Annotated in this window: 15 protein-coding genes; 13 read left to right on the top strand and 2 right to left on the bottom strand. The window is 48.0% G+C overall.

The window, feature by feature from the left end:
* Positions 1–2: 2 nt before the first annotated feature.
* Genes QBE54_RS08960 through QBE54_RS08930 form a run of 7 tightly spaced genes read left to right on the top strand, consistent with a single transcriptional unit; the run spans position 3 to position 6095 of the window.
* Complete coding sequence (locus QBE54_RS08960) at positions 3–668, top strand: hypothetical protein (RefSeq protein ID WP_369019427.1); 666 nt, start codon at positions 3–5, stop codon at positions 666–668.
* On the top strand, positions 665–907 hold the full coding sequence (locus QBE54_RS08955) for a hypothetical protein (protein ID WP_369017849.1): 243 nt from the start codon (positions 665–667) through the stop codon (positions 905–907). The genes QBE54_RS08960 and QBE54_RS08955 overlap by 4 nt, the downstream gene beginning before the upstream one ends.
* On the top strand, positions 895–2151 hold the full coding sequence (locus tag QBE54_RS08950) for an HD-GYP domain-containing protein (RefSeq protein WP_369017848.1): 1257 nt from the start codon (positions 895–897) through the stop codon (positions 2149–2151). Before QBE54_RS08955 ends, QBE54_RS08950 begins: the two co-directional genes overlap by 13 nt.
* Positions 2148–2717 (top strand): DUF5317 family protein, encoded by a 570-nt coding sequence (locus QBE54_RS08945; RefSeq protein ID WP_369017847.1) that lies wholly within the window; start codon positions 2148–2150, stop codon positions 2715–2717. Before QBE54_RS08950 ends, QBE54_RS08945 begins: the two co-directional genes overlap by 4 nt.
* Complete coding sequence (gene galU, locus QBE54_RS08940; protein WP_369017846.1) at positions 2686–3588, top strand: UTP--glucose-1-phosphate uridylyltransferase GalU; 903 nt, start codon at positions 2686–2688, stop codon at positions 3586–3588. Before QBE54_RS08945 ends, galU begins: the two co-directional genes overlap by 32 nt.
* Before the next feature lie 6 nt (positions 3589–3594).
* Positions 3595–4524, top strand: a complete 930-nt coding sequence (locus QBE54_RS08935; RefSeq protein WP_369017845.1) for a hypothetical protein — start codon at positions 3595–3597, stop codon at positions 4522–4524.
* A 20-nt stretch (positions 4525–4544) separates the two neighbouring features.
* Positions 4545–6095: an MBL fold metallo-hydrolase RNA specificity domain-containing protein gene (locus tag QBE54_RS08930; protein WP_369017844.1), complete on the top strand. Its 1551-nt coding sequence runs from the start codon at positions 4545–4547 to the stop codon at positions 6093–6095.
* Here the strand turns inward: QBE54_RS08930 and QBE54_RS08925 are convergent.
* Entirely contained in the window at positions 6092–7747 is a 1656-nt protein-coding gene (locus QBE54_RS08925) for a hypothetical protein (RefSeq protein ID WP_369017843.1), read from the bottom strand. The genes QBE54_RS08930 and QBE54_RS08925 overlap by 4 nt on opposite strands.
* Positions 7748–7811: 64 nt before the next feature.
* On the opposite strand from QBE54_RS08925, the gene udp reads away from it, so the two are divergent.
* The 6 genes from udp to QBE54_RS08895 are packed head-to-tail and all read left to right on the top strand — an operon-like array spanning position 7812 to position 14888.
* A complete protein-coding gene (gene udp, locus QBE54_RS08920) occupies positions 7812–8582 on the top strand; it encodes a uridine phosphorylase (RefSeq protein WP_369017842.1) in 771 nt (256 codons plus the stop codon).
* 54 nt (positions 8583–8636) lie between these two features.
* The gene (locus tag QBE54_RS08915) at positions 8637–9254 is read left to right on the top strand and encodes a hypothetical protein (RefSeq protein ID WP_369017841.1); all 618 of its coding nucleotides are present in this window, start codon (positions 8637–8639) and stop codon (positions 9252–9254) included.
* A gap of 7 nt (positions 9255–9261) precedes the next feature.
* Positions 9262–10179, top strand: a complete 918-nt coding sequence (hslO, locus tag QBE54_RS08910; protein WP_369017840.1) for an Hsp33 family molecular chaperone HslO — start codon at positions 9262–9264, stop codon at positions 10177–10179.
* Positions 10160–12118 (top strand): ATP-dependent helicase, encoded by a 1959-nt coding sequence (locus QBE54_RS08905; protein WP_369017839.1) that lies wholly within the window; start codon positions 10160–10162, stop codon positions 12116–12118. Before hslO ends, QBE54_RS08905 begins: the two co-directional genes overlap by 20 nt.
* Positions 12119–12136: 18 nt before the next feature.
* Entirely contained in the window at positions 12137–13372 is a 1236-nt protein-coding gene (locus QBE54_RS08900; RefSeq protein WP_369017838.1) for an MFS transporter, read from the top strand.
* A 4-nt stretch (positions 13373–13376) separates the two neighbouring features.
* Positions 13377–14888 (top strand): cobyric acid synthase, encoded by a 1512-nt coding sequence (locus QBE54_RS08895; protein ID WP_369017837.1) that lies wholly within the window; start codon positions 13377–13379, stop codon positions 14886–14888.
* On the opposite strand, the gene QBE54_RS08890 is transcribed toward QBE54_RS08895, so the two are convergent.
* Complete coding sequence (locus QBE54_RS08890) at positions 14871–16280, bottom strand: MATE family efflux transporter (RefSeq protein ID WP_369017836.1); 1410 nt, start codon at positions 16278–16280, stop codon at positions 14871–14873. The genes QBE54_RS08895 and QBE54_RS08890 overlap by 18 nt on opposite strands.
* Positions 16281–16310 lie beyond the last annotated feature (30 nt).

Genomic DNA, 16310 nt, shown 5'->3' with positions numbered 1-16310 from the left:
CCATGGAAGAGCAAAAAGTTCCTTTGAGCGAAGTCGAGCGTGCCATTCAATGTATTGATGGGGTTTTAAAAGCCCGGGTTGTGGGGGATGAACGTTCGGTTGCTGAAGTCCATGTCCTTGCCAGACCTTCCAAGCCTCCCAAGCTTCTGGTCAGAGATATTGAAACGCTGCTTAAGGCAAAGTTTGGTCTTGAAGTAGACCATAAAAAAATCAGTGTTGTAGCTTTCGATGTGGGTGAAAATGACCGGGCAGAGTCTTCATACGCGGTACAGAGACCAGTTTTGTGGAGTGTAAGCTGGCGGAAGAGCATGAACCGAGCGCAATCCGAGGTAGAAATCCGGTTTATGGGTAAGATTTATCGCGCGAGTGCTGAAGAAGAGGGCTGGAGCGGTCGGGGGTGGAATCACCTCATAGCTGAGGCCACTCTGGATTGCCTGAACCAGATTGTGGGCGTTCCCTCTTTCTTTGCCCTGAGGGGGGTAGCGGTTCGGGATTTTGGCGATGTGGAAGTAGCGCTTTCCTTTGTGGATTGTCGCCCCGATAAAGGTCCAGGTAGCATGCTGGTGGGCACTGCGCTGGTAGGTGATGAAGTAGCTGAGGCAGTAGCCAGAGCTACCTTGGATGCTGTGAACCGTCGTTTGATCCTGTACGTTGAGAACCAACCTTGATCCGGAACGGGCCACCTTTGGAAGTAAGCGGAGCGGCCATTTCCCGTCTCTTAGCTTCAGCGGAGGGAGACGGAGAACGGGAAAAGGAGGCTGAAAAAAGTGGCCAGATTGGTAAGCATTCTTTTGGGCCTTTTGGCAATCGTCCTGGCAAGTGGCGCTGGCTTCTCTTGGAGGTAGCAACGAACATCGAAGAAGCTGGAATTAAGTTTCTGGTGGCTCGTTCCGGATGTGGGAAGTGAACGTGAGAAAAGAAGCATTCCTCAATTTGTATATAGTAGCAGTAGCGCTTGCTGGAATTTTGATTTGTGGTTGGGCACTTTGGAATTTCAAACTTTCCTCTGCCAATTTCTTCTTTTTGTTCTTTTTTTTGGCACTCACTTTGATTGCCGAGCTTTTGCCCGTGCCTCTTCCCAACCGGGCTGCAATATCGGTGAGCTTTGCCATTGTGTATGGAGTTATGCTGCTTTCTTCCCCTTTTGTGGCTGCTTTGGTTGCTTTTGGCGGCATGTTTTTGGGTACTGCAAAGTTTGGATTGCGCAAGGCGCTCTTTAACGGCTCCCAATATGCGCTCTCTGCTTATTTTTCGGGCCGAGTCTTTGAGCTTTTGGGAGGGTATGCTTTTGCTTGGACCAGCGTTCAGCTTTATATAGCGATAGTACTTTCCGTTTTGACCTTTTTTGCAGTCAACGCCTTTTTGGTGATGGGGGTTATCTCTTTGAGCGAAGGGGTGCCCCTGCGTTCTTTATGGAAGCAAGACATAAACGGAATTCTGGTTCAGTACTTTGCTTTGTTTCCACTTTCAGTGCTTCTCTATCTTATTCACTCCACAGTGGGGTATGCAGGAATTCTCCTTTTCTTTTTTCCACTTCTTGTGGCCCGTTACTCTTTCAAGCTCTATGTGGAAACCAAGAAGACGCATCTTGAGCTTTTGCGAGCGCTTACTGCAGCTCTGGATGCCAAAGACCCCTATACCCAGGGTCATTCTCTGCGGGTAGCTCAGGTTGCGCTTAAAATTGCCAGTAGGTTCAAATTACCCGACCGGCGTTTGGAGATGCTGGAGTACGCTGCACTTCTTCATGATGTGGGAAAGATTGGTATCAAAGATGCTATTTTGCTGAAGCCTCAAAAGCTTACCACTTCAGAGTATGAGGTTATTAAGACCCACCCCCTGGTAGGGTATGAAATTGTGGCCAACGTGGATTTTTTGCGGGAGGTTGCTGAAATCATACGCTCTCACCATGAGCGCTGCGATGGAAGCGGTTATCCTGATGGCAAACGGGCTGACCAACTTTCTCTTGAGGCAAGAATTCTTGCTGTGGCCGATGCCTTTGATGCTCTTACTTCGGACCGCCCTTATCGTCGGGCTTTTGCAGTTCAGGAAGCGTTGCAAATTATGAAAAATGATGAGCGGGGGCGTTATGACCAGGTGATTCTGGAAGTTCTCGAGGCCATTGTGAGGGGAGAAGGGAAGGACCAACGATGATGCTTGCCGATTTTCTTCTGCTGGGTATTCTGGTGGGCTGGTTGAGGAGAGGGAGTCTCTGGAGGCTTGCCGAGGCTCGGATTCCTGCTTTCTGGGTTATAGTTGGCGGCTTTCTGATCCGTTTTTCAAGCTTCTGGGTTCCTTTTACCTGGTCGCGGTGGTTGGGAATGATTGGAATGTTTTTGGTTTTTGGGGCTTCTCTTTCAGGTTTCAGAGTGCGGGGATTTAAGCTTATCTCGCTGGGTGCCCTTTTGAATTGTTTGGTAATGCTTTTTAATCAAGGAAGGATGCCCGTCTGGACGGATATGGCCCTGCGACTGGGGCTTTTTTCTCTGGTGGAGCGCTTGCGGCAGGGAGCATTTGCTGAATATGTTGCCCTGAGCAGTTCAGGAAGGCTTTTTTTTCTGGGTGATGTCCTGCCTTATTTCTCGCTTCTTTTTAGAAAGTTTTTTGTGGTAAGTGTGGGTGATTATCTTCTGGGGGTGGGTGTTCTGATCTTTATGGTGCATTTTATGAAATATGGAGGGACCACTTTTGCCACAAGGAATAACCAAGCGGTCCATTAAAAAAGCTGTGATTCCAGTTGCTGGCCTGGGAACCCGCTTGCTTCCAGCTACCAAAGCGCAACCCAAGGAGATGCTCCCCATAGTGGATAAGCCAGCAGTGCACTACGTGGTGGAAGAGGCTCTGCGTTCGGGGATTGAGAGCTTGCTCTTTGTAACTGGACGAGGGAAAAGAGCGCTTGAGGATTATTTTGACTATGCAGTCGAACTTGAACAGAAGCTGGCTGAGAGGGGAGATTGGGAGTCTCTGGAGCTGGTGCGGGAAGTGGCTGAATATGCACGGATCTTTTACGTCCGTCAGAAATTGCCTCGGGGGTTAGGCGATGCAGTGCTTTGTGCAGAGCACTTTGTAGGAGATGAGCCTTTTGCAGTTTTGCTTGCTGATGACTTAATCAGTGCAGAAACGCCTTGTTTGGCCCAACTCATGGAGGTTTATAGAGAGCGAGGGGGTGCAGTGATTGCGGTGCGGGAAGTAGCAACGGAAGAAGTTTCTTCCTGGGGCATAGTTGAGGCGGAGGAAGTAACTGCTGAGGTTTTTAGAGTGCGGGGTCTGGTTGAAAAGCCTGACCCGAAATGCGCTCCTTCCAATCTGGCCATTGTGGGAAGATATCTTCTTCCACCTTCAATTTTTGCGATTTTGAAAGATACGCCTCCCGGCAAAGGAGGCGAAGTCCAATTGACGGATGCTCTTGAAAGGCTTCTTGAGGAGGAAGAAATTTGGGCTTTGCGCTTTCGGGGGGAGCATTTTGAAGTGGGGAGTAAACTCGGGTATCTTAAAGCCAATATTGCTCTTGCCTTAAAAAGGCAGGAACTGGCACCAGATTTGTTCAAATTTTTAAAGGCATTTTTGAGTGATTTGCAAGAAGGAGGTTGATAGGGTATGGCTTTTGAAAAGGTAAGCTATGCTGGATGGGAACAGTGTGTGCGGTTGAGTAATCAGCATATAGAGCTTGTGGCAACCCAGGAGGTTGGTCCCCGCATCATCCGTTTTGGATTTCGAGGAGAAAAAAATGTTTTTGGAGAGATAGCGGCTGATTTGGGCAAAAAAGGGGGTGAAGAGTGGCGGCTTTATGGAGGACATCGCCTCTGGCATGCCCCGGAAGCCAAGCCTCGCACCTATTATCCTGATAATCAACCAGTAAATGTTTCAGGAGAAGAGAATTTGCTGGTTCTGGCGCAACCCGAGGAAAAGACTACTCACCTTGAAAAGAGAATAATCCTGGAGATGGATGAAGAGGAAAACCATGTTAAGGTAACTCACCAAATCTTTAACCGTGGTTTATGGGAAATTGAATTTGCAGCCTGGGCGCTCAGTGTAATGTGCCCTGGTGGATTTGCTATTGTGCCCCAAGAACCTTTTATCTCTCACCAGGAATTGCTTACCCCGGTAAGGCCGGTGGTCCTCTGGGGTTACACTGATATGAGTGATTCCCGCTTCAGGTGGGGGCAAAAGTACGTCACTCTCAAGCAGGATCCGCAGATTGCTTCACCTAACAAAGCTGGATTTGGCAATACTCAGGGATGGGCAGCGTACTGGGTGGAGAATTTTGTTTTTTTAAAGCTTTTTTCTTACCAGGAGGGGATGAAGTATCCTGATTTCGGTTCCACGGTAGAGGTGTTTACCAATGGTGACTTTCTGGAACTGGAGACCCTGAGCCCGCTCTGCAGAGTTTCCCCTGGAGAGGCGGTAGAACATATAGAACATTGGTTTCTTTTTAAGGTAGAAGAACCTTTCCAGGACGACGATTCTTTTATCGATGCGACTTTGCTTCCACTTGTAAACCGAGCCCGGAAAAAAATTAAAGCCTGAAATACAGGGAGGTGTTCTCTTTGCAGATTTCTTTTTGGGGAGCGGCTCGGGAGGTTACTGGTTCCTGTTATTTTCTGGAGGGTGAGAAGCAACGTTTTCTGGTGGACTGTGGTATGTTTCAGGGCCGAGGTGAACACCGTAATGAGCAACCCCTGCCTTTTCCGGCCCAGAGTCTGGATTTCGTCATTTTAACCCATGCTCACCTGGATCATTCAGGAAGGATACCGCTTCTTGTCAAGGAAGGTTTTCGGGGAAAAATCTATGCTACTGCTCCCACCATAGAGCTCTGTGAGATTTTATGGTTGGACACGGTAAAACTGATGCAGGAAGAAGCTGACCGCTTAAACCGCAAAAGGAAACGCGCTGGTCAGGAGCTGGTGGAGCCTCTTTTTGGGGAACAGGAGGTGCGAGAAGCCCTTTCCCTGTGCGAGCCGGTGGGTTATGACCAGCTGATGCGCCATGGAGAAACGGAGTTTGTTTTAAGGAACGCGGCTCATATCCTGGGTGCAGCGCTGGTAGAATTGTGGTGTTCTGGAATTAAGCTGGTTTTTTCTGGTGATCTGGGACCCTTTGATAACGTTATGGAGGGTTCCCCTCCGGTGATTGAAGAAGCCGATTATGTGATTGTGGAGTCTACTTACGGAAATCGCAGGCATCGTTCTTTGGAAGATACCCGATCTGAGTTCAAGGAGGCTGTCTTGAGTGCCCAGAGTGGAGGAGGGAAGGTTCTCATTCCCTCTTTTGTGGTGGACAGAGCACAGCGCATTGTTTATGAGTTGTCTCTCCTGAAAGACCAGGGCCTTTTGGACCTTCCCTGTTATTTTGATAGTCCCATGGGTGAGAAAGCGACGCGATTGTATGAGAAGTACCTCTCTTTGCTCTCCGGGGAGATTGAACGCTATGTTTTGCAGGGTCGTAACCCTTTTCATCTTTCTGGCTTAAAATATGTGAGTACGCCTGAAGACTCGAAAAGCATAAACGATATTGACCGGGCTCTGGTGATTGCGGGAAGTGGTATGTGCAATGGGGGACGTATTGTGCACCATCTCAAACATGCTCTGTGGAGAGAAAACACCAGTTTGATTTTTGTTGGATACCAGGCTCAGGGTACTCTGGGAAGAAGGATTGTGGACGGTGCCAGGCTGGTCAGAATCCTGGGTGAGGAGGTTGCGGTTCGAGCAAAGGTTTACACCATCAATGGTTTCTCAGCGCATGCTGACCAAAAGGACCTTTTGCGTTGGACAGACTATTTTAAAAATCAGCCTCTCTTTGTAGTGGTCCATGGTGAAGAGAGTGTTGCTGAACAATTTGCCCTTTTGCTGCGCGAAAAGGGTAGAGAAACCCTGGTGCCTCATTTTGGTGAACGTTTCGACCTGGTAGCCAGAGAAACAGTGGCTGTACCTTCTGAAAAAACCGTTTCTGTTTCTCAGCGCTTTCTTGAAGGAATAATGGAAGAGGTTACCAAGCTCCAAGAAGAAATTGCTGACCTGGATCAGGATACGGAAGCCCTGGTGCGCTCTGCCTATCTTCTCTTGCGGGAAGCCACACGTCGAAAAAACAAAGCTCTTTAACCAATGAATTCCCGCAATATGGAATTGGAAGGAACCAGTGAGGGGCTAAGGGGTATAAAGTGATTAAGAAAGCTATATAGCCGGTAGGCTTCGATGTATTCTTCCTCTTCAGGAGTAATACCTCGCAGCAGGCGTTCTGCAAAGGTTCGCAGGATGCTCAGCTCGTATATAAGCGAGGAGTTAAACATCAAATCGGCATCTTCCTGAAAAGGAAAGATGAATTCTTCTTCGCCCCTGCGGACCGCAGGCCACATTTTGAATACTTCCTGAGCGCTACTGTTTCTAAACTGATTGTCACGGACCAGCCTTCGTACCAGGCGACAGTCGGTGGTGGAGATGCGGTTGTGGTCGTCAAGGTTAATCTGGGTTATGGCACTTACGTATATTTTGAATTTCTGCTCTTCAGGTATTTCCTGACTGAGCAGGGGATTTAGAGCGTGCAGGCCTTCCACCACAATTATGCCTTCGGGCTCCAGCTTGGTTTTCTGGCCGGTTCGTTCTCGGCTTCCAGTTATGAAATTGTAGCGAGGTATTTCCACTTCCTGACCTTCAATTAGAGCTGCAATCTGGTTTTTAAAGAGTTCAAGGTCCAGGGCTTCGGGGCGTTCCCAGTCTGCAAGTTTTTTGTGTTTGAACTCTTGGTGAGAACGAAAATAGTCATCGAGAGAGATGGTAATAGGATTCCAGCCGTTGACCCTGAGCTGAGTGTATAGTCTGCGGGCAAAAGTTGTTTTTCCAGAAGAGGAAGGCCCAGCTATGAGTACCAGCTTGAGAGCCCCCCGGCGCTGAGTTATAAAATCTGCAATTTGGGCTATTTTTTTCTCATGGAGTGCTTCCGAGATGGAAACAATTTCTTTACCTTTGCCCTGGACTATGGCCTGATTTAACTCACCCACGTTTTCTATCTGGACAATCTCCGCCCATTGCGCTGATTCTTGAAAGATCTGGAAAAGTTTGGGTCGAAAAAGGTAAGGAGGCAAGGTATCCAGGTTGGAAGATGTGGGCAACTGAATAATAAAGCCGGGTGGTATCAACACGAAACCAAAGCTTTTCAGGTATCCTGTGGAAGGGCACAGGGGTCCATAATAGTAGTCCCGATAATTTTCAAGGCAATAGGTAGGTACGGTTTCTATGCGCCAGTATTTGAAAAGCAGAGTAAGGTCTTCTCGTTTCTGGGCACTGTAGGTTTGGAAGGCCTGTTCCCAGCTCATTATTTCCTTTTTGAAGGGGCGGTTCTCAGAGATTTTTTGCCGCATTTTTTGCTCGATGAGTGCCATTTCCTGCGCAGTCAGGGTCTTGCTTTCTCTCTCTATCTTACAGAAAAGCCCATCTCCGATGGAATGGAGGACCTTTAGACGGGCATCCGGAAAAACTTCTTTGGTAGCCCAGCCCAGAAGAAAGAGCAGACTTCGGGTGTAGGTTCTTTTTCCTTCAGGATGTGCAAAAGAAAAAAACTCTACCTTACACTCTTCTTTGTCGATTGTGGTGTGTAAATCAACCAGCTGTCCATCGAGCTGGGCTGACATTATCTGGTAAAATGTTTCAGGATAAAGATTCTGAGTAATCTTGAGAAGCGTTGTTCCAGTGGGAAACGTGAAATACTGGTTTTCGTTGACAACCAGAACCCGGGATTTTAAAGTTTCGTTGACCATTTGGTATTCCTCTTTTTTCGTGTTGGCATTATTTTAAAACAAAAACGGTAGAGGGTGAAGTCTTTTGGAAAAAAGAGTGTATCACCTTGCTCTGAAAAAAAATGACCTGGCAGGGGCCAGGATAGCTCTTATTCCTGGGGATCCCTGGCGCTGTGGTGTTCTGGCATCTGTGTTCCGGGTGCAGAAAGAGCTGGCCTTTCATCGTGAATTCAGGAGTTTCTGGGTTCAGGATGAGGGAGAGCCAGCACTAATTGTCTCTTCGGGCATAGGAGGTTCTTCTCTTTCCATAGCCGTTGAGGAACTGGCCCAGTTGGGGGTGCAGTTTTTTTTACGGTTGGGAACCTGTGGGGCTATTCAGGAGCATATTGCTCCTGGAGAACTGATTATTAGCGAAGGTGCGGTGCGTATGGACGGCGCTTCCCTGCATTACGCACCTCTTGCTTATCCTGCCTGTGCGAATTGGGGGATGGTTAAGCTACTTCGTGAGGCCTGCCTGAAGCTGGGTTATCGTTTTCATACCGGCATTACCTGTTCTTCAGCAACTTTTTATCCGGGTCAGGAACGTTATGATACTTATTCTGGTTATGTTATTCGTGCTCTTCAAGGTAGCCTTGAGGAATGGAAGCGTCTGGGTGTTTTGAATTATGAAATGGAAACCGCTACCCTTTTTACCATGTGTAGAGTTCTGGGTCTTCAAGCAGGAGCGGTATGTGGGGTCCTGGTGAATAGGAATAGCACTGAAGAAGTTGATTCCTCTTTGGTGGAGAAAGTGGAATTAAAGTTGGCCCTGGTAGGTAAGGAAGTAGTCAACGCACTTTCCGGCTGGCCCGATTGAGAGGGAAGGGACATGCCTGTACATTCTCTGGTTGTTTTTTTGTACGAGCGGAATATGTTTTTGTTTCTTCTGGTTTTTAGTCTGGTGCTGGGTGTTTTGCTGGGATTTTGTTTTGGAAGAATACGACGGTTGCTTTTTGCAGTAAGTACTTTTCTGGTGGTTTTCTTTTTGATAGGGTATGTGTGGAGCCGTTTTGTAGGGAGAACTATTACTCTGCAGGAGATGCTGTCTACATGGTATACTCTACGGCTTTTTCCCTGGCCAGTTCTGGTTTTCCAGTTTCTGGTAGCCGTTGCTTTGGGTCTTCTGGTGGTCTTGCGACGTGGTTTTTATCCCTTAGGACGATTTTGTACGGTGCTTTTTCTCTCTTTGCAACTTGTGTATCTTCTTGTCTGGTTGGGGCGTTGGGTGGATGTTTTGAGGCCTCTGGAAAGAGCTCCTTTGGAGTTCTTTTTGTGGGGTATTTTGTTGCTGAGCGTGTTGAGCTTGGCCTGGAAAAGAATGGTGGTTCTTGTAAGCAGTTTTCTGGCGAGCGCTCTTTTTATGGTTGCCTATTTACTGGTTTTGGAGTGGGGAAACTGGCTTAACCTTTTTTGGGGGAGTACACCTTTTCTGGCTTTTCTTTTTCTGGGACTGGCTGTGGTTATGTTCAGCGCCGAAGAAAGGGCGTGAATAGGGTATGGAAAATAGAGATTATGCAGTTCGCCTGATGGTTGAGGATACAGCGGTGGTGGGATATGTTGCTCGCACCACTTTTCTGGTGGATAAAGCGCGGAAACTGCATGCTACCTTCCCGATTGCCACTGCTGCTTTAGGTAGAGCGTTAACTTTGGCTTCCCTGATGGGAATAGGGCTTAAAGAGAATCAGCGGGTTACCCTTCAAATTCGCTGTCGGGGGCCTTTAGGTGGCCTTCTGGTGCAGGCTAACTGGAAAGGAGAAGTTAGGGGGTATGTGAGCAATCCTCAAATTATTCTGCCTCCTCGCGAGGAAGGGAAGCTCAACGTTGAGGATGCAGTCGGCGTGGGTTCACAACTTCTGGTGGTTAAAGACTTGGGATTGAGAGAACCATATGTGGGCAGTGTTGAAGTTCAGAAGGGAGGCATAGCCTATGACCTCGCCTATTACTTTGCACTCTCTGAGCAGCTTCCTTCAGCTTGCAGTGCAGGAGTGTACGTTGGAAAAAACGGCGAAGTTTTGGGAGCAGGAGGGTTTATCATTCATACTCCTCGGGGGACAGCTCAGGAAGTGATTTCGGTTCTTGAGAAAAATATTGCTTCTTTGGGTGAAGTAAGCAAAAGATTGTATCGAGGTGCAGAACCCGAAGAGCTGGCAGAAGAACTTTTTCGAGGTCTTCCTTATCGCTTGACGGGAAAGGAGAACCTCCGTTATCATTGCCACTGTTCCAGGTGGCGGGCAGAGCGAGCTTTGCTCCTTCTGGGTAAAGAGGAACTCGAAGATTTGCTTCGTAAAGAAGGATGGGGAGAAGTGAGCTGTCCCTTTTGTGGGAAAGTGTACACTTTTAGTGGAGAAAAACTGAAAGCAATGATTACTTACCTTAAAAACAGGGGCGGAAATCATGAAAGCAACCAGGATTGACTACGAACAGGAGTTGAATGAAGAACAGCGTAAAGTGGTTTTCGCGGGCGATGGCCCAACGCTGGTCATAGCTGGGGCGGGTTCGGGGAAAACCCGCACCATAACTTATCGAGTTGCCTACCTTGTAGAGCAGGGTGTCGATTTTCGCAAGATTCTGCTGGTTACCTTTACCAACAAGGCTGCTCGGGAGATGCTGCATCGGGTAGAAGGGCTTTTGGGCATTTCTCTGGAGGGTATCTGGGGTGGTACCTTCCACCATGTTGCCAATATTATTCTGCACCGGGAAGCCAGGAAAGTTGGGTATCAACCCGGATACACCATTCTGGACCGCGAGGACCAGAAGGTTTTACTTGAGGGATGTATTGCTGAGGCGGGGATTGATGTTCGGGCTCGACGTTTTCCAAAAGCAGACCTTCTGGGAAATGTTATTTCCTTGCACCGCAATACTTTTTTGAGCATTGAGGACATTCTGGAAAAGTATTACCCTCAATTTCTGGAGTTTGCGAATGCCATAGCTGGTATTTTCGCACTTTATCAGGAACGCAAACGAGAGATGAACATCATGGATTACGATGACTTACTCTGGTATCTATGGACTCTGCTCAAGGAAGATGAGAAGTTGCGTAGAAAGTACGGTGCACTTTTTGAGTACGTGCTGGTTGATGAGTATCAGGATACCAACCTCATTCAGGCTGAAATCGTTGACTTGCTTTCTGAGGAGCACCGCAACCTGCTGGTGGTGGGAGACGATTCTCAGAGCATTTACTCTTTCCGAGGAGCTAATTTTGCCAATATTCTGGATTTTCCGCGCAAATATCCTGATGCTGCGGTTTACAAACTGGAGACCAATTACCGGAGCACTCCCGAAATTCTCAACCTTGCCAATAAAATTATTCTCCACAACAGCCAGCAGTTTTACAAGACTCTGCGTCCGGTACGAAGAAGTGGTGAAAAGCCTCAGGTGGTAACTGCAAAAGATGTACTGGATCAGGCTCGTTTTGTGGCTACCCGGATTCTGGAGCTGCGTCAGGCAGGTTATCGCTTGAACGACATGGCAGTTCTCTACCGAGCTCATTATCAGAGCATGGAACTTCAGATGGAACTGACCCGTCGAGGTATTCCCTTTGAAGTGCGCTCTGGATTGAGATTCTTCGAGCAGGCTCACATCAAAGATGTGGTAGCTTATCTCAAGATTGTTTCCAATCCGCTGGATGAGATTGCCTGGAAAAGAGTACTCAAGATTTACCCGGGCATTGGTAAAGTTACTGCTTCTCGTATCTTTGAGCGGGTGAAGGAATCTCCCGATCCCTTCTCGGCCCTGGAACGCTTGGTTGAGGAAAAGGAGCTCCCAGCCAACGCTCAAAAGAGCATACAGAGCCTTGCTGCGCTTCTTTTGCGCTTGGAAGAGCTTGAAGCTTCTCCTTCTACTATGATTAAAGAGGTTGTTAGCTCTGGGTATCAGGAATATCTGGTAACCCGATATCCCGACCACCGGGAACGGTTGCTGGATCTTGAAGAACTGGCTAACTTTGCTTTCCAGTATCGTTCTTTGGATGCGTTTTTGAATGAACTGGCTCTCTTGGGGGAAATGGAGGCAGAAACCATAGTGCTGGGTGGTATTCCTGACGAGAAACTCACTCTCTCCAGTATTCACCAAGCTAAAGGCTTGGAGTGGGATGTGGTTTTTGTTATTTGGTTATGTGAGGGTGGGTTCCCTTCTTCGTACAGCTTGAAAAATAAAGAAGACGTTGAAGAAGAGCGAAGACTTTTTTATGTGGCCTGCACCCGGGCACGGGACCACCTCTTTCTATGTTATCCTCTCCTTGGTGAAAGCTCTTTTCGGGATGGCAAATTTATCCGCAAACCCTCTCGCTTTTTGAGAGAGCTGGACCCTGGATGTTATGAGAAAGTAAACCTTACCAAAGAACAACTGCTGTGAACCAGAGGTAAACGCTGCATGCTTTCTCGAAGGGATTATATCCGTAACTTTGTGGTTGACTCCCTGGATTATAGTTTTTTTGCTCTGGCCCTGACTTTGGGCTCCATTACCACCTTTCTACCCCTTTTTGCACGTAGACTTGGAGCAAGCAATTTTCAGGTTGGTCTGATACCTGCCATTGCCTATCTGGGCTGGTCGGTGCCGGCTCTATGGGGTGGACGTTACTCGAGTAAGCGGGATTTAAAATTACCCTTTGTATTGAAGTTTACTTTTCTGGAAAGACTCCCTTTTCTGGGTCTTTCCCTGGTGGCGTTCTGGTTGGTTCCTGGCTCCAATTCCCTGGCTCTTCTTTTAACCTACCTTCTTTTGGGTGTGGCTTGTTTTGCGATGGGCTTTCTGGGGCCTATCTGGATAGAAATGATTGGCAAAGTGATTCATCCCCGACGTCGAGGTCTTTACTTTGCGCTGGGTAACGGCATAGGGGCTCTGATGGGGATATGGGGTTCAAGGATAGCAGAAGACTTTTTAAAGCGATACCCTTTTGCTACCAATTTCGGATACTGCTTCGGTCTGGCTTTTCTGGCTCTGCTGGTTTCTTATCTCTTCCTGGCATTGACCAGAGAAGAAAAAGAGGTAATCCATCGTCCGGATGCCAGCATCTGGTCATCCATTCCGCGTATTCTTAAGGTGGACCGCAATTTTACGAACTTTTTGATTGCTCGCATCTTCCTGGCCCTGGGAATGATGGGAAGTTCTTTTTACACTGTATTCACGCTTTCCGCTTTTCAGGTTTCCGATGCGACCGTTGCGCGCTACAACGCCTTTTTGATGGGTGCTCAGGCTCTGAGCAACTTTCTGTGGGGACCCCTTGGTGACCGGATGGGGCATAAACTGGTGCTCATTTTGGGGGCGGTACTGGTGGTATTGAGTAATTTCATAGCCTTTGTTTCTTCAAACTATGCCGATTTCTTCCTGGCTTTTGCGCTTTTCGGTGCCTACTATAGTGCTCTGTCTGTTGCGGGGGTGGCTATATTGCTTGACTTTGCACCCCCACAGGGCAGAGGGGATTACTTGGGGATAGGAAGCTTTGTGGCAGGCTTTCCTTCTTTTCTGGCTCCGCTGCTCGGGGGCAAAATGGCTGACCTGGTTGGCTACAGAGCTCTATTTTTATGTTCCTTCCTGGTGAATCTGGTGGGATTTTTATGGTTATTTTTTGGAGTGAAGGAGCCCCGAGCTTTCAGGGAAGGAGAGTGAAGCGATGGCGAGATTTTTGATGTTTCAGGGTACAGCTTCTTCTGCTGGAAAAAGTGTAATCGCAGCAGGTATGATTCGCCTGCTGCGAAATAAGGGATTCAAGGTAGCTCCTTTTAAAGCTCAGAATATGTCTTTGAATTCAGGGGTAACCCCGAGGGGGGAAGAAATGGGTAGGGCTCAGATACTCCAGGCTCAAGCTGCGGGTGTTGAGCCCGATGCTCGCATGAACCCGATTTTGCTTAAACCTCAAGGTGGAAATGCCATCCAGGTGATTGTCAAGGGAAAGGTGTGGAAAACCTGTTCTTCTTTTGAGTATTATCAGTACGTTGAGGACCTCTGGCAAGTGGTCAAAGAGAGTCTGGATTCGCTGGCTCGAGAGTTCGACTTCGTAGTAATGGAGGGTGCGGGTAGCCCAGCAGAAATTAACCTGCGTCGTAAGGACCTCGTGAACATGCGGGTGGCAAAATATTGCAATGCTCCGGTTATCTTGATAGGCGACATTGACCGGGGAGGGGTTTTTGCATCGCTTTACGGTACCTGGGCACTTTTTGAGGAGGAGGAAAGAAAACTTTTACAGGGTTTTTTGATCAATAAATTTCGGGGTGAACGTAGAATTCTGGAACCCGCTTTGCAGGAGATAGAAAGATTGACCGGCGTTCCGGTGCTGGGAGTTCTTCCTTATCTCAAACTCCACCTTGACGAAGAAGACAGCCTTTCTGAGCACTTAAAGGGTAGCAAGCATCAGGTTGTTGGGGATGTTTTTCGAGTGGGAGTTATTCGACTGCCGCATATTGCAAACTATACCGATTTTCAGCCTCTGGAGAGAGAACTTTATGTAAAGCTTGGCTACATAAATTCGGCTAAGGAACTGGCGGGTCTGGACCTTCTGATTATTCCTGGTACCAAAAACACCTTTTCTGACCTTGCCTGGCTGGTGGAACAGGGGTTTGGCGAAGCTATAGAGGGCTTTCTGAAGGTGGGTGGGTTGGTAATGGGCATTTGCGGGGGGTTTCAGATGCTTGGGGAACGCCTGGTTGATCCCTGGGGTCTTGAGTCTCCAAAAGCTACAGTTCCTGGCTTGGGAGTGCTTGCCATGGAAACCTACTTTGCACAGGAAAAGGTTTTACGCCAGGTCGAAGGTTATCTTGCTGATGACCAGAGTGCAAGGTTTGCAGGTTATGAAATCCATATGGGCAGGACGCGTTTTAAGAAGGCGTATTCCCCCTTTTTAGTGATTGATAAGCTTCTGGGTCAGGGCGTGCAGCGTTTTGAGGGTGTGTGTGTGGATAAGCGGATTTTTGGAACTTATGTGCATGGCATTTTTGACCGTGCAAGCTTTAGAAAACGCTTTTTCGATTGTCTGAAGCAACAAAAAGGACTACCAGTTTTAGACATAGATATAAAAGCCACTGCTTCCTGGGAAGATATCCGGGAACAAGAGCTTGATAGACTGAGTGCAGTTCTGGAAGCAAATCTGGACCTAAATTTTCTGAGTCGTTTACTGGCTGGCCAGTAGCTCTTCCTGATTTCTCTGATCTGGTATTTCCTTTTTCACTAAAACCTTGTTTTCCCAGCGTCCGCTCCGATAGTAAGCGAGGGCTACTAAGAAACCAGCCACGGGACCCGTGGCCATGCCAATCCAGATGCCCCGGGCTCCGAGTCCAAAGTATATAGCCAGAAGCCAGGAAAGAGGCAACCTGATAAGCCACAGGGAAATCAGGGTGTTAATCATAGTTTGCAGGGTGTCTCCGGCTCCTCTCAAAAACCCGTTGACAGCAAACATTAGGGAAAAGGGAATGTAAGAAAACGACACAATCTGCAGGTATTCTTTGCCAATGGCGATGACCCCTTCTTCGGTGATGAATATGCGAATCAGGTTTTCAGCTCCAAAGAAAACCAGGGCTGCAATGGGCAGTGCGAAGCAGAAAGCAATGATTGTTCCCCAGCGGAACACCTCACGGGAACGTTGATAATCTCCAAAGCCCAGATTTTGCCCAGCTACCGAAGAAATGGCCACACTTATGGTCATGGCGGGAAGAAAAGAAAACTGGTCAATTCGGGTGGCTGCTCCGTAGGCGGCTACCACCTTTTCTCCGAAAAGATTGACCAGGGAAGTCATAGCCAGAATACCCAATGATACAATGCTTTGCTGTACCCCGGCTGGCATACCCAGTCGGAACATGGTGGTTATGGTCGGCCAGTCCCGCCAGCCACTTTTTCTTGAGAAAGAGACAATGTTGAGTTTGAAAAGGATAAAGAGCCCAATGAGTCCTGATACTCCCTGAGCGATGGTTGTGGCTAAGGCTGCCCCAGCTACCCCCAGAGGGGGAAAAGGCCCAATGCCCAGAATCATCAGGGGGTCAAGAACGATATTGATAATGGTAGCATAGATGAGAAGGTAAAGAGGGGTTTTAGCATCTCCCATACCTCGCAAAATGCTACTTATCGCATTGTAAAGGAAAAGGAAAGGCAAGCCCCAAAAGATTATGGTCAGGTACTGAGAGGCCAATTGTTTGATGGTTTCTGGGGTACGAATTGCATTCAGAATGGCCAGGTGTAAATTAATACCCACAAAGGCCAGGACTATTCCCAACAAGGTAAGTAAGACCAGGGCGTTGATGACTGTTTTCTGGACTTCGTCGTCTCTTCGGGCTCCCAGGTACTGGGCTACCATGATGTTAGCGCCCATTCCCAGTCCAAACACAAAGGAAATGAGTATGAAAAGCACAGGAAAACCTACTGATACCGCTCCCAGTGCTTCAGCACCCAGAAATCGCCCTACCCAGATGCTATCTACCGTGTTGTAGAAAGTTTGCAGGAGATTCCCCGCCAGCATGGGCAGTGAAAAAAGTATCAGATGTCGGGGGATGCTACCTTGTGTAAAATCCGTTATGTTTTTGGGTCGCATACACTCCCAGCCTTTCCGAATATTTCGGCA

This window comes from Thermatribacter velox, from assembly GCF_038396615.1.
In the GTDB taxonomy this organism is placed as follows: Bacteria; Atribacterota; Atribacteria; order Atribacterales; family Thermatribacteraceae; genus Thermatribacter; species Thermatribacter velox.
Note: the sequence above shows the minus strand (reverse complement) of the source record. Positions and strands in the feature narration are given on the sequence as shown.